The organism is Paraburkholderia panacisoli (assembly GCF_008369935.1).
GTDB classification, from domain to species: domain Bacteria; phylum Pseudomonadota; class Gammaproteobacteria; order Burkholderiales; family Burkholderiaceae; genus Paraburkholderia; species Paraburkholderia panacisoli.
In genome coordinates, this window is sequence record NZ_VTUZ01000002.1 from 116,306 (window position 1) to 140,923 (window position 24,618).

General features: G+C 61.8%; 18 protein-coding genes. 4 read left to right on the forward strand and 14 right to left on the reverse strand.

What is annotated here, in order from left to right:
- Positions 1 to 58: 58 nt before the first annotated feature.
- Positions 59 to 1,711, reverse strand: coding sequence for a methyl-accepting chemotaxis protein (locus tag FVF58_RS03090; RefSeq protein WP_149668459.1), 1,653 nt, complete (start codon positions 1,709 to 1,711; stop codon positions 59 to 61).
- A gap of 307 nt (positions 1,712 to 2,018) precedes the next feature.
- On the opposite strand from FVF58_RS03090, the gene FVF58_RS03095 reads away from it, so the two are divergent.
- A complete protein-coding gene (locus FVF58_RS03095; protein ID WP_149668460.1) occupies positions 2,019 to 2,819 on the forward strand; it encodes a bestrophin-like domain in 801 nt (266 codons plus the stop codon).
- Between the two features lie 197 nt (positions 2,820 to 3,016).
- On the opposite strand, the gene FVF58_RS03100 is transcribed toward FVF58_RS03095, so the two are convergent.
- The 8 genes from FVF58_RS03100 to FVF58_RS03135 all read right to left on the reverse strand — a co-directional run bounded on the left by FVF58_RS03100 (position 3,017) and on the right by FVF58_RS03135 (position 13,179).
- On the reverse strand, positions 3,017 to 5,380 hold the full coding sequence (locus FVF58_RS03100) for an ATP-dependent DNA helicase (protein WP_223191117.1): 2,364 nt from the start codon (positions 5,378 to 5,380) through the stop codon (positions 3,017 to 3,019).
- A complete protein-coding gene (locus FVF58_RS03105) occupies positions 5,377 to 5,814 on the reverse strand; it encodes a VPA1267 family protein (protein ID WP_149668461.1) in 438 nt (145 codons plus the stop codon). Before FVF58_RS03105 ends, FVF58_RS03100 begins: the two co-directional genes overlap by 4 nt.
- A gap of 2 nt (positions 5,815 to 5,816) precedes the next feature.
- Positions 5,817 to 6,284, reverse strand: a complete 468-nt coding sequence (locus tag FVF58_RS03110) for a hypothetical protein (RefSeq protein WP_149668462.1) — start codon at positions 6,282 to 6,284, stop codon at positions 5,817 to 5,819.
- Complete coding sequence (locus FVF58_RS03115) at positions 6,281 to 8,350, reverse strand: integrase (protein WP_149668463.1); 2,070 nt, start codon at positions 8,348 to 8,350, stop codon at positions 6,281 to 6,283. The genes FVF58_RS03110 and FVF58_RS03115 overlap by 4 nt, the downstream gene beginning before the upstream one ends.
- Positions 8,343 to 9,899: a site-specific integrase gene (locus tag FVF58_RS03120; protein ID WP_281291133.1), complete on the reverse strand. Its 1,557-nt coding sequence runs from the start codon at positions 9,897 to 9,899 to the stop codon at positions 8,343 to 8,345. Before FVF58_RS03120 ends, FVF58_RS03115 begins: the two co-directional genes overlap by 8 nt.
- A complete protein-coding gene (locus FVF58_RS03125; protein WP_149668464.1) occupies positions 9,889 to 11,172 on the reverse strand; it encodes a tyrosine-type recombinase/integrase in 1,284 nt (427 codons plus the stop codon). Before FVF58_RS03125 ends, FVF58_RS03120 begins: the two co-directional genes overlap by 11 nt.
- A 127-nt stretch (positions 11,173 to 11,299) precedes the next feature.
- Positions 11,300 to 11,833, reverse strand: coding sequence for a single-stranded DNA-binding protein (locus tag FVF58_RS03130; RefSeq protein WP_149668465.1), 534 nt, complete (start codon positions 11,831 to 11,833; stop codon positions 11,300 to 11,302).
- A gap of 158 nt (positions 11,834 to 11,991) precedes the next feature.
- Positions 11,992 to 13,179 carry an MFS transporter gene (locus tag FVF58_RS03135; protein ID WP_149668466.1) on the reverse strand — a complete coding sequence of 396 codons (1,188 nt, stop codon included), beginning with the start codon at positions 13,177 to 13,179 and terminating at the stop codon, positions 11,992 to 11,994.
- A 355-nt stretch (positions 13,180 to 13,534) separates the two neighbouring features.
- Here FVF58_RS03135 and uvrA point away from each other — a divergent pair, with 355 nt between their 5' ends.
- The 3 genes from uvrA to FVF58_RS03150 all read left to right on the forward strand — a co-directional run bounded on the left by uvrA (position 13,535) and on the right by FVF58_RS03150 (position 18,972).
- Positions 13,535 to 16,408, forward strand: coding sequence for an excinuclease ABC subunit UvrA (uvrA, locus tag FVF58_RS03140; RefSeq protein ID WP_149668467.1), 2,874 nt, complete (start codon positions 13,535 to 13,537; stop codon positions 16,406 to 16,408).
- 34 nt (positions 16,409 to 16,442) lie between these two features.
- Positions 16,443 to 17,528 (forward strand): AI-2E family transporter, encoded by a 1,086-nt coding sequence (locus FVF58_RS03145; RefSeq protein WP_149668468.1) that lies wholly within the window; start codon positions 16,443 to 16,445, stop codon positions 17,526 to 17,528.
- Positions 17,529 to 17,745: 217 nt separating this feature from the next.
- The gene (locus FVF58_RS03150; RefSeq protein ID WP_149668469.1) at positions 17,746 to 18,972 is read left to right on the forward strand and encodes a PepSY-associated TM helix domain-containing protein; all 1,227 of its coding nucleotides are present in this window, start codon (positions 17,746 to 17,748) and stop codon (positions 18,970 to 18,972) included.
- Positions 18,973 to 19,178: 206 nt separating this feature from the next.
- Here FVF58_RS03150 and purU read toward each other — a convergent pair whose 3' ends face one another.
- The 5 genes from purU to FVF58_RS03175 all read right to left on the reverse strand — a co-directional run bounded on the left by purU (position 19,179) and on the right by FVF58_RS03175 (position 24,476).
- The gene (purU, locus tag FVF58_RS03155) at positions 19,179 to 20,048 is read right to left on the reverse strand and encodes a formyltetrahydrofolate deformylase (RefSeq protein WP_149668470.1); all 870 of its coding nucleotides are present in this window, start codon (positions 20,046 to 20,048) and stop codon (positions 19,179 to 19,181) included.
- A gap of 105 nt (positions 20,049 to 20,153) precedes the next feature.
- The gene (locus tag FVF58_RS03160) at positions 20,154 to 21,014 is read right to left on the reverse strand and encodes an NUDIX hydrolase (RefSeq protein ID WP_149668471.1); all 861 of its coding nucleotides are present in this window, start codon (positions 21,012 to 21,014) and stop codon (positions 20,154 to 20,156) included.
- A 65-nt stretch (positions 21,015 to 21,079) separates the two neighbouring features.
- Positions 21,080 to 21,694: a LysE family translocator gene (locus tag FVF58_RS03165; protein WP_149668472.1), complete on the reverse strand. Its 615-nt coding sequence runs from the start codon at positions 21,692 to 21,694 to the stop codon at positions 21,080 to 21,082.
- Positions 21,695 to 21,766: 72 nt separating this feature from the next.
- Entirely contained in the window at positions 21,767 to 22,333 is a 567-nt protein-coding gene (locus FVF58_RS03170; RefSeq protein WP_149668473.1) for an adenine phosphoribosyltransferase, read from the reverse strand.
- A 139-nt stretch (positions 22,334 to 22,472) separates the two neighbouring features.
- Complete coding sequence (locus tag FVF58_RS03175; protein ID WP_149668762.1) at positions 22,473 to 24,476, reverse strand: monovalent cation:proton antiporter family protein; 2,004 nt, start codon at positions 24,474 to 24,476, stop codon at positions 22,473 to 22,475.
- Positions 24,477 to 24,618 lie beyond the last annotated feature (142 nt).

Below are 24,618 nucleotides of genomic sequence, written 5' to 3' on the forward strand. Positions count from 1 at the left end.
GCGCGGCGCCTGTCGTCCCGCAAACGTAAAGCGCCGCCGTGCGCAACGCGCATCCTCGTCAAGCCGTGGCGAACTCGCCCGCGTCGTTCAGCTTCGGCGCAACGGCAGCAGTTGCGCGCCGCCCCGCGAAAGAAGCTGCGGACCCAGCGGAACCGCTGCCCGTCTGGAACACCGCCACCGCCGCTGACAAACGCCGCGCCTGATCTTCCAGCGAACTCGCCGCAGCAGCAGCCTGCTCGACCAGCGCGGCATTCTGCTGCGTCACCTCGTCCATCTGCGCGACTGCGAGATTGACCTGATCGATGCCGGTGCTCTGCTCGGTCGCGGCCGCCGCGATCTCGCTCATGATCGAACTGACACGCGCGATCGCGTCGACGATCTCGCTCATCGTCGAGCCCGAGCGTTCAACCAGTTGCGAGCCGGCCTGCACGCGTGCGGTCGACGCATCGATCAAGCCCTTGATCTCCTTGGCCGCCGCCGCGCTGCGCTGCGCGAGCGAGCGGACCTCGCTCGCGACCACCGCGAAGCCGCGCCCCTGCTCGCCTGCGCGCGCCGCTTCGACCGCCGCGTTCAGCGCGAGGATATTGGTCTGAAACGCGATCCCCTCGATCACGCCGACAATATCGGCAATCCGCCGCGAGTCGTCGACGATGCCATGCATCGTCCCCACCACCTGCTCGGTGAGATCGCCGCCCTGTGCGGCGAGGCTCGACGCGCCCTGCGCGAGCGAACTCGCCTGCTTCGCGTTGTCGGCCGTCTGTTTGACCGTCGACGTGAGTTGTTCGATGCTCGCCGCCGTTTCTTCGAGCGATGCGGCCTGCTCTTCGGTGCGTTGCGACAGATCGGTGTTGCCCGCGGCAATCTCGCTCACGCCGGTGTCGATCGATTCGGTGCCTTGACGCACAGCGTTCACCGTCGTGATCAGCGACTCCTGCATCTTGCGCAACGCGGCCGCGAGACGGCCCATTTCGTTGTTGCTCGACACGTCGATGCGGCTCGTCAGGTCGCCGTTGGCGATCCGCTGGAACTGCGCGATGGTCGCGTCGACCGGACTGACGATTGCGCGCATCAGCACGACGCGGCCAAGCCACGCACCCAGCAGCGACAGCACCATGCCGACCGCCACCGCAATGGAGATCGCATAGAACAGGTCCTGCGCGTCCTGATAGCGCTGCGCGCCGTGATCGAGCTGCAACTGTTCGAGCGCGAGCATCGCCTTCTCGTACGCGCTATAGAGCGACGGCAGCTTGTGCGCCTGCAATTGCTGGAATGCGTTGCGGTCGCCCGACTTGAGCGCGGCGAGCGCCGGTTCGACGCCCTCGTGCAGGAAGGTGTCGCGCTTCGTCTGCATGTCCTTGATCAAGCGCTGTTCGTCGGCATCCGCGCTCGCGCGGCTCACATAGTGGGCCAGACGATCGTTGGATGCTTTCTGGTACTGATCGAAGCGCTTAAGCACGGCATCCGCGCCATCCTGATCGTTCAGTTCGACCAGCGATGCGTAAGTGGCCAGCGCGAGACGCAGGCGCAGCAGTTGTCCGGCGCTGCCTTCGAGGTCGGCGACGGCTGGCGTGTCCACGGTGTACATCTGCTGCAGCGACGCGTTGCTGGCTCGCAGCGACAGCAGCCCTGCGGCGGCGCCGATCAGCAGCACGATGCCGAAGAACGCGATCATCAGGGTGAGGCTGGTGCGAATCGACAGATTTCTCAACATCGGACTTGTCTCCATGGGGTTGCCTGGCCGATGGTTCAGAAGCGGCCTCGGCCACGCGTGCTGCGCCCAAACCCCATTCGGCCAGGCCCGCAACTTTTGTCTAAAATTTAAGCGAACACCACATAGAGTGACTACGGCGGGATTACGGAAAACTTTATGGTTGATGGCGCATACGTTTGCGCTCCGTCAATATTCGGACGAGGCCGCGAGACCATTCGCGCAATGCCTCCTTTTGCGGGACTGTCCGGGTTTCCGGCGCATTGCAGTTGAGGGAAAGTGGCGAGGCGCGTGTCTTCGGAGCATTGACATGTCAGAAGTCGGTTCGGCTCTACTGGTGTTCGCGTTGTTGCTGATGGCGACCGGCATCGGCGTGTGGGTGCGGCCCCTTCTGCCCGAGGAGCACAAGGCGCACGAGACCGTGCAGCTCATCCAGCTGGTGATCGGCATGCTGGTGACATTTGCCGCGCTGGTGCTCGGCCTGCTGACGGCGTCGGCGAAGTCGAGCTTCGACACCGTGTCGAACGATTTGCGCACCTTTGCGGCCGATCTGATCGAATTCGACACGACCATGCGCGAATTGGGCAGCGATACCGATCAGTCGCGGCATCTGCTGCGCCAGTACGCCGCGGCGGCAATCGCGTCGACGTGGCCTCAGGAGCCGGCACCGAGCGGCGAGTATCCGAAGGACATCGGCACGCAGGACAATACGCAGAAGCTGGAGAACGTGCGGCTCGGCGATATGTTGACCGCGGTGGGCCGGGAATTGCGGCAAGTGCAAACGCATGATTCGTTGCAACAGCGCGCACTCGAAGATGCGTTGACCCAATACCGGCGCGTCGTGGACGCGCGGTGGAAGATCATCGAAGAAGCGCACAGTTCGATTTCGCAGCCTTTCTTCAAGACGCTGACGTTCTGGCTGGGCGTGATCTTTCTGAGCTTCGGGTTGATTGCGCCGCGTAACACGCTGGCGCTCGTCACTATTTCGCTGGGGGCAGTGTCGATTGCTTCGGCGATCTATGTAATCGTCGATCTGGATACGCCGTTTTCGGGGCCCATCGTCATTTCCAGTTCGCCGATGAGAGATGCGCTCACGCATTTGAGGCGGTGAGGATGGGCACGGTACGTACGCGGCGTTCATTGAGCGGCCTGCCGCGTTAAGCATCGGCGTCGCCCGTGTTCGTCACCGATGCCGCGCCGTTCACCGGCAAAAAAATGGCCCCGAATCTCCCTCTTCCGAGAGAGACCGGAGCCACCTTTACATCTCGATACCGTTTCTTTTAGAACGCTTATGGGCACTAAAAAATGTCAATAGCGCTCGATGTGAGTGAGTGAAAGGGTCTCGGCGACAGTGGGTTCTATGTTCGTCAATAAATCCGGCTCATATGGAGTGTTATTGACGTTTCCGAGCTGTCGCGAAGGTCTGGCTTGGAGTTGACTCAGCAACTGACCGGTGAGACCAACCTGCCGGAAGTGCGCCCTTGGCATCGCCTCAACAGCTGCCCGTGCAGCGTCAACGTCGCCGACCAAGATGACCTGCTCTTGCGCGCGAGTGATGGCAGTGTAGAGGAGCGTCCGGTCAAGCAGCCGATTGCCAGTGACGGGTATGACGACCCGGGGCCACTGGGACCCCTGCGCTTTATGAACGGTAATCGCGAAGCCGAGCTCAAGGTCATCGAGCATGTCTTCGAAGACAGGTCGCCGCTCTCCGTCATCCCAAAGAATCCAACCTATGGCGAGTCCACTCTCCTCGCCAGCGTCGTTGGTCAGCATTCGGGGCGGGTCTTCAATCTGCACAAGACGACCGAGCGAACCATTCTGCAAGCCAAGCGACCACAGATTCCGGGTGCATAGCACAAGGTCATTTTCGTGGAAGCCGGTCCGAACGGCGGAGTCATGTTCGTCGCTCCAGAGTGTCAGTGGCCGCGACCCGGCTGTCAGCGCAGCCTGACATGCCGCGTTAAGCCCGCGAGTCCCGTCCGGTCCGTTTCTTCGAGCACAGAGAATCTGGGTGTTCCCCGGGTCTACCTGATAGAGCCTGAGCACCGTCTCAGCGATGCTGTCCGGTCCATCGTGGCGCAAGGTCGCACAGGCCAGCATCGAAATCGGCGCTGTTGGGTCCGCGGGTAGAGTCGGCCACACGCCGTTTCGAATGGCCTGTGCGGCCCGTGCTATTGCGTCGCCATATCGCTTGACTACCTTGAGCTCCGAGGACGAGATTTGAGGTAGCCCGACGAGCGCGTGCAGAACCAGGCCGGGACCGACGGGCATCAATTGGCCCGGGTCACCGACCAGCAGCAAACGCGCGTGCGCGGGCAGTTCCCTACACAGCCGATGCATCGTCACGATATCTAGCATGCTCGCTTCATCGACTACGACGACCAAGGAACCATCGAGTGCCTCGCGACCCACATTCCTCAGGAAGCTCGCGATGGTCGCGGCCGGGCGGCCCGTGGACTCTTGCATCCGTTTTGCAGCACGTCCCGCGAGAGCCATCTGATATATGCGAATTCCGGCGCGTTCGTAGGCAGCGTAAATGGCTTTTAGAACCGTCGTCTTGCCGACCCCGGCTCCGCCAGTAACGAGCGCGAAGGTGTTGTTCGCGGCGACGTACACCGCCTGACGTTGCTCGTCGTTCAGTGCCAGTCCCTCCGCCGTCTCGTAACGCTGTAAGAGCCTCTCGAGCTCAGTGCCACTGACGACGGATTGGTCCGACGGGTCTAGAAGCCGCTGCGCGATGGCCTGCGCTACAGCCGTCTCCATAACCAGCGGTCCGGTGGGGTGAATCACGTCGTCGTACCCGAGAACGTAGCTGCCGTTCCAGTGCCCCTGGTCGAGTGCGGCGTCAATCAGTGTTCGCCACCGGAACTGTGGAGTCTGCGGGCCGAACACGCCAACCAGCCGCTCCGCGAGCATGGCGCGTGTAGCACACGTGTGACCTGAATCGAACAGACGGTACAGAGCCTCCTCAATGGCACCACGCAGCCGCCTGTGGTCATCTAGGCGTATCGAGAACTTCGACCGGGCTAAGCCGTCGACCGCTTTCCACGTGGCACAGAACGAGACAAGGCGATAAGGGTCTTCTTCAATACGGACGGACGCGTCCGCTCCGAAGAACTTAAGGATTTTTCGACCAATCGTCGTGTCGAATCCATGTCCCTGAAGCCACTGGAGCGTACGGGTATCTCCCTGCAATGCCCAGGCTGCAACTGCGTGCGTTGCTGACGCCGCGGTGAGCACCTTTGTCAGAGTTGCGACATCTCCTTCATCCAGCAACGCGAACAACCGGTTGCCAAACGTCTCCCACAGTTTGCGGGCCTTACCATATCCAATGCCCCGAAAGTCGTCGCTCTCGGCCATCAGCGTCACGACATGCTCGCCGGATGGAAGCAAGAAGTCCAGTTGAGTGGGCTCGATTTGCCGTTCGGCGACTTCGAAGCCATTGACGAGGCTGGTGCGTTGCACGCACGGGCCGTCGACGCGCCACCATTGCCCAACCTGGACCCGGTTTTCACCGAGGAGGGCCCCGGACGCGCGGACCACATAGTATGCGCGGGCATCGAAGACGTTCCCCTGCGCGTCGATTGCAAGGCCGGCGAAGATGCAGCCGCCCATCCCACGTGGGTTCTGGCTCCGAATTGACGTTACACGCAGGGTCAGCGCAGTGCTCACCGCAGAAGCCTCCCCGTCGTGGCAAGCGCCTCATCAAGCAGGGTGTACTTCTCGAGCTTGCGTTTCAATGCCTCATTCTCAGCACGCAGTGCTGCGTTATCGAGCTCGAGGCGGTTCAAGCGCTCGGTGTTCATTGACGCGCGCTGCCGACCGGCCTCGCGAAGCGGCAGCTCACCCTCGGCCTCGACAGTTTTCTGTGCGAGAGGCGGTAGCACGCCAGCGGCCCGCAATTCATCCTCCTTCGCCTTCAGGACGGCCTTGATGCGCGGATTCTGGCTCAGGGCGGACTGCGCAAAGCCGCACTCCTTGGCGATTTCCTTACGGGAGAGCACGCCTCGGCTCGCCATAGCACGGAATTCGTTCTCGGTCTTGGTCGCCAGCCAGGCCTCAAAGGCGACCAAGTTCTGCTCGGCGATTTGTTGCCCATTGGCCATCGTTACCCCTTCTTCGCAACTTGGATAGGGCGGCCCTTGCGAGGACGGTCACTGGACTCGCGGTCTACACCGGGAAGAGGCTGATTTAGAAACTCGCGGGTCAAGTTCCGAGTGTGCGCGTTATATGCCCAGCGAGCGAACTGCTCGAGGAGCCGATTATTTTCACTCTCCAGCCGCTGATTCTCACCCCTCAGACGCGCTATCTCATCAAGGGCCAATTTGAGTTCCGGCGAATCATCGTGAGTGTCCGGCTCGTCACTTTGGTCCGCTAGCGCTGCCTTGCGGACGCCGAAGGCCAATCTGATTCGCTCATGCCGATGCAGCGCCTGCCGGGTGTAACGTAGCTTCTTCCGCCTCTCAACAGCATCGATAAGCAGTTCCCAACTAAGCTTTCCGCTCCATCCATCGAGCAGGTCGACGATACTCGCAACGACCTCATCGTCGAGATTCTTGGCTCTGACGCGTCTCATACCGATACCTCGTCATTAGCCAGAGGTTGCAACACACCCGTTTGCCTCACCGCAGTGGGTAGCGCCTGGCGAAATTCAGTCGCCTGGTCAATGCGTGAAGGACGGTTTGCCGGAGCAGGCTGGATAATTGCGCCTCGCGCAACAGAAGGGTTATCCAGAATCTCGAGTATTCCGGCTAGCCTTGCGACGTGTAGCTGGTGATGCTCCACCCACTCGCTCGCTCCAAAGTCTCCATCTCTTTCCGCCTGGACAGCCATCGTCAGCAATCGTGTCGCTTCGGCATACGCCTGCCTGATTCTCTGTTCTTTTTCTGTCTCCCCCTTTATACACACCTGCTCTTCACAGTTCAGACAGTCACGATGCATTTGGCACGGCGACATAACGTAGTCGTGGATACAGTATCCGAAGTCGGTGGTATGTGCTGTAGGAACCTTGAGTCGCGCAAATTCGTCGCGCGAGATGAGCACCGCACGGGGTGCGACGGAAAGCGGTCCGAACAGGCGTGTATCGTCTCCGACCGCAGTCCGGACGCGTGCCAACAGCGATTCGGTTGACTGTTGGTCGTAGTACTCGTTTTGCCGTACGTCCTTACGCCCGGACCATTTCGCTATGTCAAGCTGGCTCATCCCGCCGGCTTGAGCCAGCGTGTTCAGATAGTGCCGGAACTGATGTGACGATACGCGAATAGCACTCCCGTCGGGCTCGAAGAAACCACATCTGTCGAATATGGATTGAATCCCGGAAGAGGACCTCGCGCCAAGGCGGTTGTAAATGGCAAACTGACTTATCGGCTCAATTATGCAACGGAACCTCGCCTTGGCTGCATGCAGTTGGTTGCGTTGCACAACGCAGAGCGCCTCTCGATAGCGAAGTCCAGTCTGCGCGCTCAACACTGGAAAGCCCGGAGGAAGCTCCTTTAGTACGGAGGCTTGCACGTCAGCAAAACGCACATAACCGCGCCGATTGCGAACCTCCAATTCGATTCCATTTGCATGGCACCATTGGGACGCGGTGTTCCTGTCGACCGGTTCTGCGAACAGGACTTCGCTGAGCTCCTCCATGCTCAACCACTCGCTCGACCGGAGGGCCTTCAAACTGTCGGGCAAATAAATCTTATTTGGATTTTTCTCGTACCAAGCGGCTACTTCGCGCGCCTCTTGGGTCATTTGACGAATTCTTCCTACGGCCTTCGTCACAACATCTGCCATTGACGCAATGACCCATTTAACCATTGGGGCGGCACCTTTCGCGGGCCACCAGCGCAGACCGTAGCTTTCGACTCCATTTTTTGGGTTCTTCTGCCTTACTTCGCACTTTTCGGGAAGGAGCAGGCATTCGTTGATGCGGTCTGGGGCGGAACAAAGCACCGCTGCCAACGAAGACACCAAAACGTCCGACGGCAGCGTAGCGAGAAGGAATACCTTGGGCAAGGCATTCAACGCGGCCTCCGAAGGGAGCTTTTGTGACCGACGGTCATCAAACTCTTTACCGACTTTTACGCGGAAGTCGTCGGGCTTTTTGGTTGGGTTGTGCCATCCAGCGAGCGTTGATGTCAAACGATTGGCTTGCAAAAAGTCTGCAAGTATCTGCAGTTGACCGGCGACGAGGTTGAGCGTGCTTGGCGCAAACCGCCCGGGAAGGCTCTTGAGCAGCTGTACTGCACGATTCAAGATTCCAGAATCGATGTGAACTGGGTTCGCTGTCCCGCTTTCACGAAGTGCCGCTTCGATGGCCCGAAGCGCCGTTAAGCGGAAGGAAATATTTATGGTCGGCCGCATGCCTTGCTGGTAACGTATATATGACTTGGCAAACGACAGAAACGGCTCGGCCATCATCACGTCGTGCTTTCCACGTCGATGCGACGTGTCAAGATTGCTGAATGGCAAACGAATCCGATGGTACCTAGCTTTAGCTTCAACGCTGCCCGTGATGTCCCAAACATCTTGCGAGAAGTCGAGCGAGGCACCAAATACGGTCAATTGAGTTTTGGAAAGCTCGACGAATCCGGCCAGATTTTCCTCGGCGTCAAGCTCCACGCGCGGAACGAAGGTGACTATTTCAGCCATTGTCGGCATTCCTCGAAGCGCGCACTTCTTCGCAAAGTTGAATTACCTGAGCAACAGCCAGAATGCCTCTGTCGTTGATAGATGCGATTCGCATATCGGTTGTTTCCATGAGCCGCTCCCGCTCCCTCAGCAGATAATCAAGCACTTGCTCGTGTGGCCCGTCGAGCCAAGGTTCAAAGCTGTTGCACGTGTAACACGCAATAGGCTTGAGGAAGCCGCAGAACCCATGTTTGCCACAACTCGATACGGCCTCAAACGTACCGGTAATAGCGGGAGCTCTAATCCGACTGGCTGGGTCCTCTCTACGGGATGACTCGGACGCGTCCTGAATAAGCTTTCCCGTAAAGGCTTGAGCTAGCGGTGCCATCTGAAGCGCGACGGCCCGGTCAATTTTTTCGACAATCGCCGGCGTTGAGCCGACGTAAACAGCCACGTGCTGCGTATCTGAGTGGTCGAGCAACTCCGCGATTACCAGTTCTCCATGCCCTTCCTCAGCGGCGCGCGTTCCTATTGTTTGGCGAAACCGCTTCGGGCTGATGTGTATAAGGTCGCAGGTGCGCTCTGAGACAACGTTCAAAGCTTTCAATGCCGCCTGAAGGCGGTAACCCAAATTGGCGGCAGTGGCGTGATACGAATATCCGTCAGGTGCTGCTCCAATCTCCTTCGCTGGGAACAGCGGTGCATCTAGCGGGTCGTCGAGCACGCCGGTGAAGTCCGATTGGACGCGTAACGCATAGTTGGCGACGAGCTTGCCAACCTGAGGTGTCAGCATGCGCTCCTTGAATGCACCCCGTGCGTCGCTGTCCCTCGTCTTCGCACGCGGAACACGCAAGCAATATGAAACCAAGCCATCTTTCGCCGGCATTGTCACCATGTCTCGAACCTTCAGAGCCGCGTACTGTTTGGGTCGCTGTCCGAGCAACATAAATAGCCAGCACAAGACATATTCGCTCAGCGCGATTTCCCTCCGGCCATAGGAGGCATTCAACTCGGTTTGCAGTGCCTCCAACTCGATGTTCGTGAATGGGCCTTTCACCGGGTCCATCGTCGCCGTTGCTGCTCCCTTAATGTTGGCCTTGAGGCGCAATTGACGAAGCAACACGATTGCGTCGTAGGCCACGCCCGGCAAACCGTGCGCATGCCACCGCTTGAACAGCCCTGAAAGCAAAGCGACCTTCCACTCATTGGCCGACCCTACGTGACCTTTGTAATTCAGCAGGTCAACACTCGTGATTTGTTCAATTGGCGCGCCAGTCGCATCGAACATGAGCCAAAGCAAGTCCCGCGCTCGATAGAACAGATTTTTCAAGTGCGAAAGTGACGAGTGTTCGGCGTACCAAACCAGTTCGAACCTGAACGCGGAGAGGAAATGGTCGCCCAGCGGAGGCAACGCATCAAAGGGCAACCGCACCTTCAGGGTGGCTTCATGGATTTCCCATGGCTCGGCTTCAGTACTGAATACTGCTCCGCCACGTGTTCTGACAGTCTTCGGTATGGCGCCGACGTACGGTATTGCAGTGAGCAGACCCTCCGCAGACTCAACTTTCATCACTTGGAATCACCATTTTTTGCTGCAGCTCAATCGACGCCTTTTTCGATTTGCGCTCGATGTGACGCTTGTTGTAGGTGTCGGCGGTCTCGGACGAAGGGTTCCATCCCATCAAACGAGACCGCATTTTTTTCTCGTGCTCCGAAGTTTCTCCCTGTTCGTCCATCGTTTTGGAGAAGTTGTCATTCCATGTATGTCGAATCGCATGGGGAAACACCTCCTCTGGCAAATCAGGGCACCGCTGTCGCAGCACGGAGAATATCTTGTTGAGTCCACGTAGAGACAAGGGCTGTCCGCCGTTGGCTACGAACAGGAATGGGTGCTTGCGGGCGCCAGCGATTTCTCGTCGCACTTCGATGATGTACGCTTGGGTTCGACGAGCAAGGTCGTCACTCAAGACGAGCTGCCGGTCGTGCGTCTTTGTGTTGGGCTGGTGAGCGCGTGGGTCGACCTTGTCGTCGGGGCGCCGCGCGATGAATACCTCGTTTTTCCGCAAATCCACATCGCTTAGCTTGACGCCCAGCAATTCGCCGCGTCGCACCCCCAGGCCCATGAACCAGCGCACAATGAGAGCGTTGCGAACCTTGGTATGTCGCCCCGTCCACGGATTTTGCTGCGAGTCAGGTTCGATAACCTCCCACAAACGCGTCTGTGCTTCCTCCGAAAGACCGGTTCGCGCGTTCGCACTATTTCGCCCCTTCGCCGCTGCAACGCGTGCGTCAAGAGCGGGAATCACAACATCCTTGGCAAGGGAGAGTGCGGCGTGGGTAGGGTGCCGTGTGGAAAGACTAAGCAAGTGTCTGTCGACACGCCATTTTAGGTACTGTCGGATATAGCGCACGCGAACGCCGGCGGAATCGCCAGCGACTTCTCGATTGGGCGCTTTCGAGCGTGCACGGTAGGTTTCAAGCGACGCGATAAGCTTGCGGGAGGCGCTGCTGTCGACCAGCCCCTCCTCCGCCCTCGACTCGATTAAGTCCAGTGGCAGCCGACAAAGTTGCGCCAGTGCGTCAACCTCCCCCATCTCAAGGAGACGCCCGTCGCGCAACCGTTCCTCAAGAACAATTTCTTGAAGGTCGCAAAAGAGCACGAAAACCTTTATGGAGCGTAAGACTTGCTCAATAGTGGCGCTCGCCCTATCGCGTTGTCGAAACTCGACAAGCGTGAATACCGTGACATCAAATTCCGGGAGGCCCGTGCGCCGGTCCACCAGAAAGGCAAACCGTTCTCCCGACTCAAAAACGACGTTCTTGACCGCGTAACGGACACTCATTATTTACATTTAAAAAAGTAGGCCCTTCGCGACAAGATACATGGGGCCGGATTAAATGTAAATAAGAAAAAAGCCTGCAACGGTAGGGGTTGCAGGCTTTTTGTTTACGCTGGGCGAAAAGGGCCCATTAGAACGGAATATCGTCATCCATCTCATCAAAACCGCCGCCGGCCGGCGCGCTCGGGCGGCTCGCGCCACCACCACCGCCAGCGTTACCGCCGCGCGAACCGCCACCCGACACCGCGCGACCACCGCCGCCGCCGCTACGCTCGGACGGCTCACCGCGGCTATAGCCGCCTTCATCGCCGCCGCCCATCGACGCACCGCCGCGACCGCCCAGCATTTGCATCTGCTCGGCGACGATTTCGGTCGAGTAACGATCGGTGCCGTCCTGCGCCTGCCACTTACGGGTGCGGATACGCCCTTCGAGGTACACCGACGAGCCTTTCTTCAGATATTCCGAAACGATTTCCGCGAGGCGGCCGAAGAACGACACGCGGTGCCATTCGGTGGCTTCCTTCATCTCGCCGGACGCTTTGTCCTTGTACCGATCCGTCGTCGCAAGGCGGATGTTCGCCACTGCGTCGCCGCTCGGAAGATAACGGACTTCCGGATCGGCTCCGAGATTGCCGACGAGAATGACCTTGTTCACGGATGCCATGAGTTTCTCCTGTTGATTCCGTTACGGGCGGCGCGACAATGCGCGGTTCGCGTCTCATGGCTGGCGGGCCGGAGACCAGAATCGCGCCTCTGCCCGCCGCCGGGTGAGTTCTGGGTGAATTCGGGATGTGCCCCCGAGTGCGCCGCGCGTGCGCTCTATTACGCTTTGCGCGGCGGCTGTTTCATCTTTGCGGCGATTATAAGCCAGCAAAAGACAAGCCCCGAACAGGCAAAGAACACCGCGCTTTGTCCATCCACTTTCAGCAGCCAGCCGCCGATCATGCCGCCCAGCGCAAGACCGATCGACTGCGTAGTGTTATACACGCCGGCCGCCGCGCCTTTGCGGGTTCCGGGCGCCAGTTTCGACACCAGCGAAGGCTGCGACGCCTCGAGAATGTTGAAGCCGAGAAAGTACACGAAGAGGATCGCCGCCACACTGAGAATCGTATGCGGAGCGACGCCCAATAACAACTGTCCGATCAGGATAAGACCGATCGCGGACAGCAGCACGATCTTCATCTTGCCGCGCTTCTCGGCGGCGATGATCGCCGGCACCATCATCACGAAAGACAGGCCCATCACCGGCAAATAAACCTTCCAGTGCGACGCGACCGGCAAGCCGCCCGCTTCGAGAATGCGCGGCACCACGAGGAACAGCGCGGTCTGCGTCGCGTGCAGCACGAGCACGCCGAAGTTCAGGCGCAGCAACTCGACGTTGTGCAGCACTTCAGCGAACGGCGCGCGCACGTGCACCGGCTTCGGCGCATCGGGCACGACCCACAGCACGAGGCCGATCGCGAGAATCGAGAAGATGCCGACCAGCGTGAACAGCCCGCTCATGCCGAGCCAATGGAACACAATCGGCGCGCCGACGATCGCCACCGCGAACGACACGCCGATGCTGCCGCCGACCATCGCCATCGCCTTGGTGCGATGCTCTTCGGACGTGAGGTCGGCGATAAACGCGATCACCGCCGACGACACCGCGCCCATCCCCTGAATCACGCGGCCGACGATAATCCACGTCATGTCGTGCGCGCCCGCCGCGACGAAGCTGCCAAGTGCGAAGATCAGCAGGCCGGTCGCGATGACCGGCTTGCGGCCGACCTTGTCGGAGATCCACCCATAGAAGATGTAGAGCATCGACTGCGTGACGCCGTACGCGCCGAGCGCGATGCCGACCAGCAGCACGTTGTCGCCGCCCGGGATGGTCTTCGCGTAGATCGAGAACACCGGCATGATCATGAACAGACCCAGCATGCGCAGCGCGAAGATGGCGGCAAGCGACACGGTCGCGCGCAATTCAGGCGCGCTCATGCGTGTGGAAGTGGCGGACGGATTGGACATCGGGAGCGTTCTTTGGATGAGCTGGGCGGCACACTGCGAGCGACCGGCGGCGGGCAACCGGCAACCGGTCCGTTGGGACGGCCACGAGCCGGCGGCTTGACACGTGATGGGCGCAATGCCCTCGGCACGGCTTTCGAGCCGTCAGCCTTGCAGCACTCCGCTGGCGCTTCGCTGTGCCTTGTACTCGCGGAAAACGGCCCCAGTTAAACCCCTTCCCCGCGGCGCTAAACCGCTGCCTTACAGCCTGCCTCGCGGGTTGTTTCCGCTGTCAGGAAGCCGTAACGGCGGCCTTGAAAAGTCGTTATAGTAGCAGGTTTAGCCTCTTCCTCTTTCCGCCAGTTCATGGAATAAATCCGTGGAACAAATCCGTATTCGTGGGGCTCGCACCCACAACCTGAAGAACGTCAATCTGGACCTACCCCGTCACAAGCTCGTCGTCATTACGGGCCTTTCCGGCTCGGGCAAATCGTCGCTGGCGTTCGACACGCTCTATGCGGAAGGACAGCGGCGCTACGTCGAAAGCCTCTCCGCCTACGCGCGCCAGTTCCTGCAGTTGATGGAGAAACCGGACGTCGATCTGATCGAAGGGCTGTCGCCGGCCATTTCGATCGAACAGAAAGCGACCTCGCACAATCCGCGCTCCACGGTCGGCACGGTCACCGAAATTCACGACTATCTGCGCTTGCTGTTCGCGCGGGTCGGCACGCCCTATTGCCCCGATCACGAGATTCCGCTCGAAGCGCAAAGCGTGTCGCAAATGGTCGACGCCGCGCTCGCGTTGCCGGAAGAGACCAAGCTGATGATCCTCGCGCCCGTGGTGGCGAACCGCAAAGGCGAGCACGTCGAACTGTTCGAGGAAATGCAGGCGCAGGGCTTCATCCGTTTTCGCGTGCGTTCGGGCGGCGGCACCGCCAATGAAGGCGTCGCGAAGATCTATGAAGTCGACTCGCTGCCGAAGCTGAAAAAGAACGACAAGCACACGATCGACGTGGTCGTCGACCGGCTGAAGGTGCGCCCGGACATGAAGCAGCGCCTCGCCGAATCGTTCGAAACGGCGCTGCGTCTCGCCGACGGCCGCGCGATCGCGCTCGAAATGGACACGGACAAGGAGCACCTGTTCAGCTCGAAGTTCGCCTGCCCGATCTGCTCGTATTCGCTGCAGGAACTGGAGCCGCGGCTCTTCTCCTTCAACAACCCGATGGGCGCCTGCCCGGATTGCGACGGCCTCGGCCAGATCACCTTCTTCGATCCGAAACGGGTGGTCGCGCATCCGTCGCTGTCGCTCGCGGCGGGCGCGGTGAAGGGCTGGGACCGGCGCAACCAGTTCTACTTCCAGATGCTGCAAAGTCTCGCGGCGTTCTACGAGTTCGACATCGACACGGCCGTCGAAGACCTGCCGGAGAAAGTGCGCAAGATCCTGCTGTTCGGTTCGGGCAAGCAGGAGATTCCGTTCTCGTACATCAACGAACGCGGCCGCACCTCCGTGCGCGAGCATGTGTTCGAAGGGATCATCCCGAATCTGGAGCGGCGTTATCGCGAGACCGATTCGGTCGCGGTGCGCGAAGAGCTCGCCAAGTATCAGAACAACCAGCCGTGCCCGGCCTGCGCCGGCACGCGCTTGCGCCGCGAAGCGCGCTTCGTGCGCATCGGCGCGGACGGCGACGCGCGCGGCATCTTCGAAATCAGCGGCTGGCCGTTGCGCGATGCGCTCGGGTATTTCCAGACGCTGCGGCTGGAAGGCTCGAAGCGCGAGATCGCCGACAAGGTCGTGAAGGAAATCGTCGCGCGGCTGATGTTCCTGAATAACGTCGGGCTGGACTACCTGTCGCTCGAACGCAGCGCGGAAACGTTGTCGGGCGGCGAAGCGCAACGGATTCGCCTCGCCTCGCAGATCGGCTCCGGCCTGACCGGTGTGATGTACGTGCTGGACGAGCCGTCGATCGGCCTGCATCAGCGCGACAACGACCGGCTCATCGCCACGCTCAAGCATCTGCGCGATCTGGGCAACTCGGTGATCGTCGTCGAGCACGACGAAGACATGATCCGCATGGCCGACTATGTGGTCGATATGGGGCCCGGCGCGGGCGAGCACGGCGGCATGGTGATCGCGGAGGGCACGCCCAGGCAGGTGCAGGCGAACGCCGCGTCGATGACCGGGCAGTACATGTCCGGCGCGCGCAACATCGAATTCCCGGACGAGCGCAAGGAGCCGGACGAGCGACGCCTGCGCATCGTCGAGGCGTACGGCAACAATCTGCAACGGGTGTCGCTGGACCTGCCGGTCGGCCTGCTCACCTGCGTGACCGGCGTGTCTGGCTCGGGCAAGTCGACGCTGATCAACGACACGCTGTATCACGCGGTCGCGCATCACCTGTACGGCTCGGCCACCGAGCCGGCGCCGTATGAGGCGATCGAGGGCCTCGAGCATTTCGACAAGGTCATCAACGTCGACCAGTCGCCGATCGGCCGCACGCCGCGCTCGAACCCGGCCACCTACACCGGCCTCTTCACGCCGATCCGCGAGCTGTTCGCGGGCGTGCCCGCAGCCAAGGAACGCGGCTACGATCCGGGCCGCTTCTCGTTCAACGTGAAAGGCGGGCGCTGCGAAGCCTGTCAGGGCGACGGCGTCCTGAAGGTGGAAATGCACTTCCTGCCGGACGTGTACGTGCCTTGCGACGTCTGCCACGGCAAGCGCTACAACCGCGAGACGCTGGACGTTCAGTACAAGGGCAGGAACATCAGCGAAGTGCTCGACATGACGGTGGAAACCGCCTATGAGTTCTTCAAGCCCGTGCCGGTCGTCGCGCGCAAGCTGAAAACCTTGCTGGACGTGGGTCTCGGCTATATCCGGCTGGGCCAGTCGGCTACCACGCTGTCGGGCGGCGAGGCGCAGCGCGTCAAACTATCTTTGGAACTGAGCAAGCGCGACACGGGTCGCACCCTGTACATTCTTGACGAGCCGACCACCGGTCTGCACTTTCACGACATCGCGCTACTGTTGGAAGTCATCCATCGGTTACGCGACCAGGGTAATACTGTCGTGATCATCGAGCATAATCTCGATGTAATCAAAACAGCCGACTGGGTCATCGACCTCGGTCCTGAAGGCGGAGCGGGCGGCGGGCAGATCATCGCTCAAGGCCCGCCTGAGCAGGTTGCGAAGTCGAAGGCAAGTTTTACCGGCAAATATCTGGCGCCGCTGCTGAAGCGGGCTGCCAGCAAAAAGTAACGCTGCACAACATGGGTTGGAGACGGAATAAGTCATGGCCAAGCGGAATCAGGCGCGCGACAACGGGCAAGTGCAGGACCTACGCCCACGCCCGGTCAGGCTGACTAGCGACATGAGCCTGCCGAAGCTGTCGGCAGTCGAAATCGGCAGTTATGTTCTGATGCTGGTCGGCATGTGGGCAGTCATCGAACTGAAGCTGCTCGGCGCGCTGCTCGCCGGACTGCTGGTGTTCCAGCTCGTGCATACGATCGCGCCGCGCATCGAGCGACACATGTCGAGCATGCGGGCGCGCTGGCTCGCGGTGGTGATCCTGTCGACGTTGATCGTGGGGGCGCTCACGGGGCTCACGCTCGGCATCATCGAGCATTTCGAGAACGACGTGCCGAGCGTGCAGAATCTGCTCGATCAGGCCATGCAGCTGATCCATCAGGCGCGCAGCCGGATCCCGCAATTCGTCGCCAACTCTCTGCCGGTCGACACCGAGCAGATGAAGGCCAAGGCGGAAGAGCTGATGCACACCCACGCCAACATGCTGCAGCAAAGCGGCACGACGGCGGCACGTGGCTTCACGCACATCCTGATCGGCATGATCATCGGCGCGATCATCGCGGTCGGCGCGCAGCAGCATATGCACCGGCTGCCGCTGTCCACGGCGTTCGTCACGCGCGTCACGCGGTTCGCCGACGCGTTTCGCCGCATCGTGTTCGCACAGGTGAAGATTTCCGCGATCAACGCGGTCTTCACCGCCATCTTTCTGCTGGTGATCCTGCCGATCTTTCATGACCGGCTGCCGCTGTCCAAGACTCTGGTGCTGGTGACGTTCATCGTCGGCTTGCTGCCGGTGATCGGCAACCTGATCTCGAACACGATCATCGTCGCGGTGGCGCTGTCGGTGAGCTTTCCGGCGGCGGTCATGTCGCTCGTGTTCCTGATCCTGATTCACAAGCTCGAATACTTCCTGAACGCGCGCATCGTCGGCGGGCAGATCGAGGCGCGCGCGTGGGAATTGCTGATTGCGATGCTCGTGATGGAAGCGGCGTTCGGCATGCCCGGGGTCATCGCGGCGCCGATCTTCTATGCGTATATCAAGCGGGAACTGATCTATCTGCGGCTGGTGTGACCCGCCGCTCGGCAGAGCGTGCAAGGGAAGCGGCACTTCGGTGCCGCTTTTTTTTCGCGTTTTGCGTTTGATCCCCGTAACGCAAGGATAGACGTCGTGCTGACGGGAAGCTTGCGGTAGTTCGCGCAAGTCCCTAAGATGCGAACAATTCCCATTCACATCAAGTCTACTTCGTGACGCCCCCTCAGCATTTCCGCTCCGCCCAGGCGGCCCGCGCATGAGACGCCAGCTCGTCCGCCTGCATCGCTGGCTCGGCGTCGCCACCGCGCTGTTCCTCTTCGTCGCCGGGCTGACCGGCGCGATCATCGCGTGGGACCATGAGCTCGATGCGGCGCTGAACCCCTCGTTCTTCAAAGCCCGCACGGACGCCCCGGCGCTGTCGGGGCTGGAGCTGGCACGTCGCGTGGAAGCCGCCGATGCGCGGCTGCAGGTGACTTATCTGCCGCTCACCGCCGAACCGGGCCATACGCTGCAGATGATGGTGCTGCCGCGCACGAACCCCGCCACGAAGCAGCCCTACCCGCTCGACTTCAACCAGATCGCCGTCGATCCCGCCACCGGCGCGATTCAGGGGCGCCGCGAATGGGGCGTCGTGTCGCTCGCGCGGATCAATCTGATTCCGTTCATCTACAAGCTGCACTACACGCTGCAATTGCCGTTTACCGGCAACTTCGATACGGGCACGTGGCTGATGGGCATCGTCGGCATCGTGTGGCTGTTCGATAGTGTGATCGCGCTCGTGCTGTCGTTTCCGAGCTTCAAGGCCTGGCGCAAGTCGTTCGCGTTTCGTCTGAAGCGCGGCGGCTATGCGCTCACCTTCGACCTGCACCGCTCCGGCGGCGTGTGGATCTGGGGCCTGCTGATGATCATCGCGCTGACATCGATATCGATGAATCTGTCCGCGCCGGTGGTCCGGCCCGTCGTATCGCTGTTCTCGAAGCTCACGCCGGACCCGATCAACAACCCGGAGCTTCTGCGCGCGCCGCAGCCCGGCGATCCGGTGTTGAGCCGCGAGCGGATCGTGGAACTGGCGGAGCAGGCCGGCAAGGCGATGAACCTTTCCGCGCCGCCAGGCGGCGTCTACTACGCGCAATTCCTGCATGCATACGGTGTGGGCTTCTATGCGCCCGGCAACGATCATGGCGACGTCGGCCTCGGCAACCCGTGGATGTATTGGGACGCGGCCACCGGCACGCCGCTCGGCAAAACGATTCCCGGCAAGGGCACGGCTGGCGACATCTTCATGCAGGTGCAATTCCCGCTGCACTCAGGACGGATCCTCGGACTCGGCGGACGGATTCTGATCAGCGCGATGGGCGTGGCGGTCGCCATGCTGAGCGCGACGGGCTTGTTGATCTGGCTGAAGAAGCTGAATGCGCGCCGCCGTTCGGCGCAAAACGCCGGACTTGCGCGGAGCCCGGGCGGATCGGCGGCGCAGTCTTAGGTGAAGGTTGCGCCGGCATCGGTCGGCGCGCTTTGCGGGGAATAGCACGGTAGGGGCGCGACGACCGGGCGTGCTATCGCTTGAGTACTCCGTGCAGTGATTGCGCAGCGGTTAAGCGGGCCAACCAGCCGCATCGCAGAGAGATGGAGACAGACCTCGCCGCCGCCCGCTGCAAGCGTGAGGAGCGCCTAACGCGCCCCCCACTCCTACCGGAACACCACCGTCTTACTTCCGTTCAATACCACGCGATGCTCCACGTGCCACTTCACCGCACGCGCGAGCGTCACACATTCGACGTCACGCCCGATCGCCGTCAACTGCTCCGGCGTCATGCTGTGGTCGACGCGCTCCACTTCCTGCTCGATGATCGGACCTTCGTCGAGATCCGTCGTCACGTAGTGCGCGGTTGCGCCGATCAGCTTCACGCCGCGGTCGAACGCCTGGTAATACGGCTTCGCGCCCTTGAAGCTCGGCAGGAACGAGTGGTGAATGTTGATCGCGCGGCCGGCCAACGCTTCACACAGCTTCGGCGACAGAATCTGCATGTAGCGCGCGAGCACCACCAGATCCGCCTGATGCTCGTCGATCACTTCGAGCACGCGCGCTTCCTGCGCGGCCTTCGCGTCGGGCGTGCCGCCCGTCAGCGGGAAGTGATGGAACGGAATGTCGTAGCTGGCGGCGAGCTGATAGAACTCCTTGTGGTTCGAGATGATCGCCGGAATCTCGATGGCCAGTTGACCGGTGCGGTAGCGGAACAGCAGATCGTTCAGACAATGGCCGATCTTCGACACCATGATGACCACGCGCGGCTTCACCGACGCGTCATGCAACTCCCAGCGCATGCCGAACTGCGCGGCGAGCGCCGTGAACGACGCGCGCAACGCGTCCAGCCCCGGATCGCCGCCCACCTGCTGAAAATGCACGCGCATGAAGAACTCGCCGGTGCGGCTGTCGCCGAACTGCGCGGAGTCGAGAATATTGCTGCCACGCTCGAACAGAAAGCCCGACACGGCGTGAACGATGCCGGGCCGGTCGGCGCACGACAGTTTGAGAATAAAGCTGTGATCGGTCGACATGACCTGGGTGACTCCCTTCTTCAATGCGTAGTTTGTTCAGTCTTTACGGCTGGCTGCAGCGGGCTGTTCGTTGCGGGAGTGCCCGGCTGCCGTCGCCGCACGCACCTAAGCGAGCGCCGGCGGCGCGAACAACGCTTCGATGCCTTCACACGCGTCTTCATCGATCCAACGGCGGCGCAGCAGACAATCCAGCGTGGCGAGACTCGCGTCCACCGTCAACGCGCCCTCTTCGATCCAGCGCGCCACTTCATCGATGCGCGCGAGCCGGTGTTCACCCACCTCGCCGTCCTGATTGCGCGGCGCGAAATCGGCCGGCAGCGCGAGGTCGTAGATGAAAATCTGTTCTGCCTGCGTGCCTTCTGGCAACGTTTGCAGCACATGCGCGGTGCGCCCCGCCACGGCGCGCGCGGCGATCTCCTCGGGGATGCCGGCCTCTTCCCAGCACTCCTTGATGATCGTCGCCTCGATGCCGAAGCCCCAACCGATCCCGCCTGCGACGACATTGTCGAGCATGCCGGGGTCGGTCGCCTTGGTGTCGCTGCGGCGCGCGATCCACAACTGCGGCGCACCATCCGCGTATTCTACGACGCCGTTCAGATGCACCGCGTAGGTCATCGTGCCGAAGAAGCGCGACGCCGCGCGTTCGATATACGCGAGCGGCGGTGCGTCGAACGCATTGCGGATCGCGTAGGTCTCGTTGCGCCAGCCGGGAATGCGGCCTTCGGCGGCGAGCGCGCCGATCACCGAGCCGAGCGCCGCGCTGCGCAGATCGACGGTATTGAACGCGGCCGAGAGCGTCACGCGGGCGCTGTCGTCACCACCCTCCATGTCGAACACATCGGGCCAGCGTTCGAGCAACGGCACATCGCTCGCGCGAATCCAGCCGACCTGTTCGGCGCCGATCCAGAACGGCCGATGCGCGGCGGCGTCGAACCGGCGCGCGGCGGTGAGGCAAGGCAAGGTCATCTCAAGCTCCAGCTAGACTTTTCACACTGCGCGGCTGGCGGGTGCCGCGCGCTGCATTCATCGCGTCAATCACGCAACGCGACGCGAATCCCGATCGCGATGAACGTTGCGCCGGCCAGGCGATCGAGCCACACGCCCACGCGCGGCCGACGCTTGAGCCAGCCGCCGATGATCCCCGCGCACACGCCGAACAGCGAAAACACCACCACCGTCTGCAACATGAACAGCACGCCGAGCTCGAGCATTTGTACCGTGACGCTTTGCGCGCCGCGCGGCTGCACGAACTGCGGCAGGAACACGACGAAGAACAGCGTCACTTTCGGATTCAGCAGGTTGCCGAGCACGCTCTGGCGAAACACCGTCATGAGCGGCTGCGGCGCGCGCTGATGCGCGGTCGCGAGCCCCTGGCTGCGCAGCGCCTTGATGCCGATCCAGACCAGATAGGCTGCGCCGGCCAGCTTGATCGCTTCGAACGCGAGCGGCGAGGAGCGCAGCAACGCGGCCACGCCGAGCGCGGCCAACGTCGTGTGAAATGTGATGCCGGCCGCGAAGCCGAGCGCGGCGACGAGACCCGCCGCGCGGCCCTGCGAGATGCCGCGCGCGAGCACTTGCAGATTGTCCGGGCCGGGCGCCACGGTGATGGCGATCGAAGTAGCGAGAAACAGCAGGAAGTTGGGCATCGTTGTTACCTTCTTCGTGTGCGGCCGAATGCGCGGAGAAACGCGCGCACAAACGCGCCAATCAGCGCGTGCTCAATGACCGTCGAAGCTCGTCGCCGTGTAGAGCGCGAGGCCGCCGTCGCGCAACAGCTTCGAGCCGCCCAGTTCGGGCAGATCGACAATCGCCGCGCCTTCCACGACAACCGCGCCGAGCCGTTCGAGCAGAATCTTGCCGGCCATCATCGTGCCGCCGGTGGCGATCAGATCGTCGATGATGACAATCCGGTCGCCGGGCTCGCACGCGTCCTCGTGAATCTCGACCGTCGCCGTGCCGTATTCGAGCTCATACGATTGCGCGAGCCGCTTATACGGCAGCTTGCCCGACTTGCGGATCGGGATGAAGCCGAGGTTCAACTCGTACGCGAGGATTGGCCCGATGATGAACCCGCGCGCATCCAGCCCGGCGATGTAGTCGAGCTTCGCGTCGATATAGCGCTGCACGAACAGATCGATCAGCACGCGCAGCGATCTGGGCTCCTGCAGCAGCGGCGTGATGTCGCGAAACTGCACGCCCGGCTGCGGCCAGTCGGGCACCGTGCGGATATGGCTTTTGATGTAGTTGGCCGCATCGAGCGGCGCGCTCACGAGCGCGTTGGACATGATGTCTCCGGCTGGACCTCGACAGGTCCGATGAAAAGCTGAATCAGGGTGGCTCGCGCCGGGCGGTCTGCAAGCACGGCACGGCAACAGCAGCAGCGGCGACGAACCAGCCGCGCCAGCCGCCTCCGCAACCGCCCCGCTAGGCCGCGGCGGCGCCCGCGCGGCGGTGCTTCGAAAGCAGTTCCTCGGCCTGCGCCAGTTGTTCGGGCAGACCGCGCAGCACCACGATGTCGCTCGCGCGCAGCTTGGTGGACGGGTCCGGCTCGACGCCGCGAATGCCGTGCCGGCGAATCGCCGTCACTTCCACCCCCAACTCGAACAAGCCCAGCTCCGCCAGCGTGCGACCCACCGCGTCCGCGTTGGCGTCGACCGGCACCGATTGTAGCCGCACCTGTTCGTGGCCGTCGTCGTCTTCCATGTCGTCGGCGCCGTGGAAATAGCCGCGCAGCAGCGCATAGCGCTCGTCGCGCATCTCCTCGACGCGCCGCACCACGCGCCGCATCGGCACGCCCATCACCACCAGCGTATGCGAGGCCAGCATCAGACTGCCTTCGACGATTTCCGGAATCACCTCGGTCGCGCCGGCGGCCAGCAGCTTTTCCAGATCGGCGTCGTCGACGGTGCGCACGATCACCGGCAGCGTCGGCTCCAACTCGTGAATGTTGTGCAGCACGCGCAATGCCGATGGCGTGTTCGCGTAGGTGATCGCGATCGTCGCCGCGCGATGGATACCGGCGGCGAGCAGCGACTCGCGCCGCCCGGCATCGCCGAACACGACCGATTCGCCCGCTGCGGCCGCGGCCGCGACGCGATCGGGGTCGAGGTCCAGCGCCACGTACGACAAACCTTCATGCTCCAGCATGCGCGCCAGATTCTGGCCGGAGCGGCCGTAGCCGCAAATGATCACGTGGCCGCTTTGCTTCAGGCTTTGCGTCGCGATGCGCGTCATCTGCAACGACTGCATCATCCATTCAGTCGACGACAGCCGCAGCACGATGCGGTCCGCGTTCTGGATCAGGAACGGCGCGGCCAGCATCGACAGCAGCATCGCCGCGAGAATCGCCTGCAGCAGCGTGGCGTCGACCAGATGCCGGTCGAGAATCAGATTCAGCAGCACGAAGCCGAACTCGCCGGCTTGTGCGAGGCCGATACCGGTGCGCATCGCGACGCCCGGCGACGCACCGAACAGCCGCGACAAGCCGGTGATCATCACCGCCTTCAGCAGCAGCGGGCCGACCAGGAATGCGAGCACGACGAGCGGATGCTTCCAGATGACGAGCGGATTCAGCAGCATGCCGGTGGTCACGAAGAACAGACCGAGCAGCACGTCGCGAAACGGCTTGATGTCCTCCTCCACCTGATGCCGGTACGGCGTCTCGGCAATCAGCATGCCGGCGATGAACGCGCCGAGTGCGAGCGAGAGCCCGAACTTGTCCGTGATGAACGCCGCGCCGAGCGTCACCAGCAACAGATTGAGAATGAACAGTTCCTGCGAACGGCGCCGCGCGACCACGTTGAACCAGCGCGTCATGAAGCGCTGCCCGACGATCAACAACAGTGCCAGTGCCACCACGATCTTGATGGCCGCGACCCCGAGCGCGCTGACGAGATCTTCCGACTTGCCGCCGAGCGCCGAGATGATGATCAAGAGCGGCACCACCGCCAGATCCTGGAACAGCAGGACCCCGAAGATATTGCGGCCATGCTCCGTTTCGATCTCGAGCCGCTCCGCCAGCATCTTGCTGACGATCGCCGTGGACGACATGGCCAGCGCGCCGCCCAGCGCCACGCTCGCCTGCCACGTGATATGCACCCAGCGCTCCAGCGCGAAGCCGAGCGACACCGCCACCGCGACCGTGCCGATCACCTGCAACAGGCCGAGGCCGAACACCAGCCGGCGCATCGAGCGCAGCTTGGAGAGCGAAAACTCCAGCCCGATCGAAAACATCAGGAACACCACGCCGAATTCGGCGAGGTTTTGCGCGCCGGCCGAATCGGGAATCAGGCCGAACGCGTTCGGCCCGACGACGATGCCGACCGTCAGATAGCCGAGCATCGGTGGAAGATTCAGAAAGCGAAAGATCACCACGCCCGCTACCGATGCCAGCAACAGGAACAGCGTCATCTCGAGCGGGGAAATCATCGGCAAAAACGCATCGGTAAAGCGTCCTCGTTCGTCAGCGGAACCGCGCACGCAAACGCCGTGCGACAAGGTTGAGGGGCCGGTAAAAGGCCTGATGAAGGCAGCGGCTTGGCACAGCAGGCCCGGCGCGGCGAACAGGCGC

What these genes read in the sequence shown, in the direction of transcription:
- FVF58_RS03090 (WP_149668459.1), bottom strand. Translation starts at nt 1,711, where the DNA reads ATGTTGAGAAATCTGTCGATTCGCACCAGCCTCACCCTGATGATCGCG.
- FVF58_RS03095 (WP_149668460.1), top strand. Translation starts at nt 2,019, where the DNA reads ATGTCAGAAGTCGGTTCGGCTCTACTGGTGTTCGCGTTGTTGCTGATG.
- FVF58_RS03105 (WP_149668461.1), bottom strand. Translation starts at nt 5,814, where the DNA reads ATGGCCAATGGGCAACAAATCGCCGAGCAGAACTTGGTCGCCTTTGAG.
- FVF58_RS03110 (WP_149668462.1), bottom strand. Translation starts at nt 6,284, where the DNA reads ATGAGACGCGTCAGAGCCAAGAATCTCGACGATGAGGTCGTTGCGAGT.
- FVF58_RS03115 (WP_149668463.1), bottom strand. Translation starts at nt 8,350, where the DNA reads ATGGCTGAAATAGTCACCTTCGTTCCGCGCGTGGAGCTTGACGCCGAG.
- FVF58_RS03120 (WP_281291133.1), bottom strand. Translation starts at nt 9,899, where the DNA reads ATGAAAGTTGAGTCTGCGGAGGGTCTGCTCACTGCAATACCGTACGTC.
- FVF58_RS03125 (WP_149668464.1), bottom strand. Translation starts at nt 11,172, where the DNA reads ATGAGTGTCCGTTACGCGGTCAAGAACGTCGTTTTTGAGTCGGGAGAA.
- FVF58_RS03130 (WP_149668465.1), bottom strand. Translation starts at nt 11,833, where the DNA reads ATGGCATCCGTGAACAAGGTCATTCTCGTCGGCAATCTCGGAGCCGAT.
- FVF58_RS03135 (WP_149668466.1), bottom strand. Translation starts at nt 13,179, where the DNA reads ATGTCCAATCCGTCCGCCACTTCCACACGCATGAGCGCGCCTGAATTG.
- FVF58_RS03145 (WP_149668468.1), top strand. Translation starts at nt 16,443, where the DNA reads ATGGCCAAGCGGAATCAGGCGCGCGACAACGGGCAAGTGCAGGACCTA.
- FVF58_RS03150 (WP_149668469.1), top strand. Translation starts at nt 17,746, where the DNA reads ATGAGACGCCAGCTCGTCCGCCTGCATCGCTGGCTCGGCGTCGCCACC.
- purU (WP_149668470.1), bottom strand. Translation starts at nt 20,048, where the DNA reads ATGTCGACCGATCACAGCTTTATTCTCAAACTGTCGTGCGCCGACCGG.
- FVF58_RS03160 (WP_149668471.1), bottom strand. Translation starts at nt 21,014, where the DNA reads ATGACCTTGCCTTGCCTCACCGCCGCGCGCCGGTTCGACGCCGCCGCG.
- FVF58_RS03165 (WP_149668472.1), bottom strand. Translation starts at nt 21,694, where the DNA reads ATGCCCAACTTCCTGCTGTTTCTCGCTACTTCGATCGCCATCACCGTG.
- FVF58_RS03170 (WP_149668473.1), bottom strand. Translation starts at nt 22,333, where the DNA reads ATGTCCAACGCGCTCGTGAGCGCGCCGCTCGATGCGGCCAACTACATC.
- FVF58_RS03175 (WP_149668762.1), bottom strand. Translation starts at nt 24,476, where the DNA reads ATGATTTCCCCGCTCGAGATGACGCTGTTCCTGTTGCTGGCATCGGTA.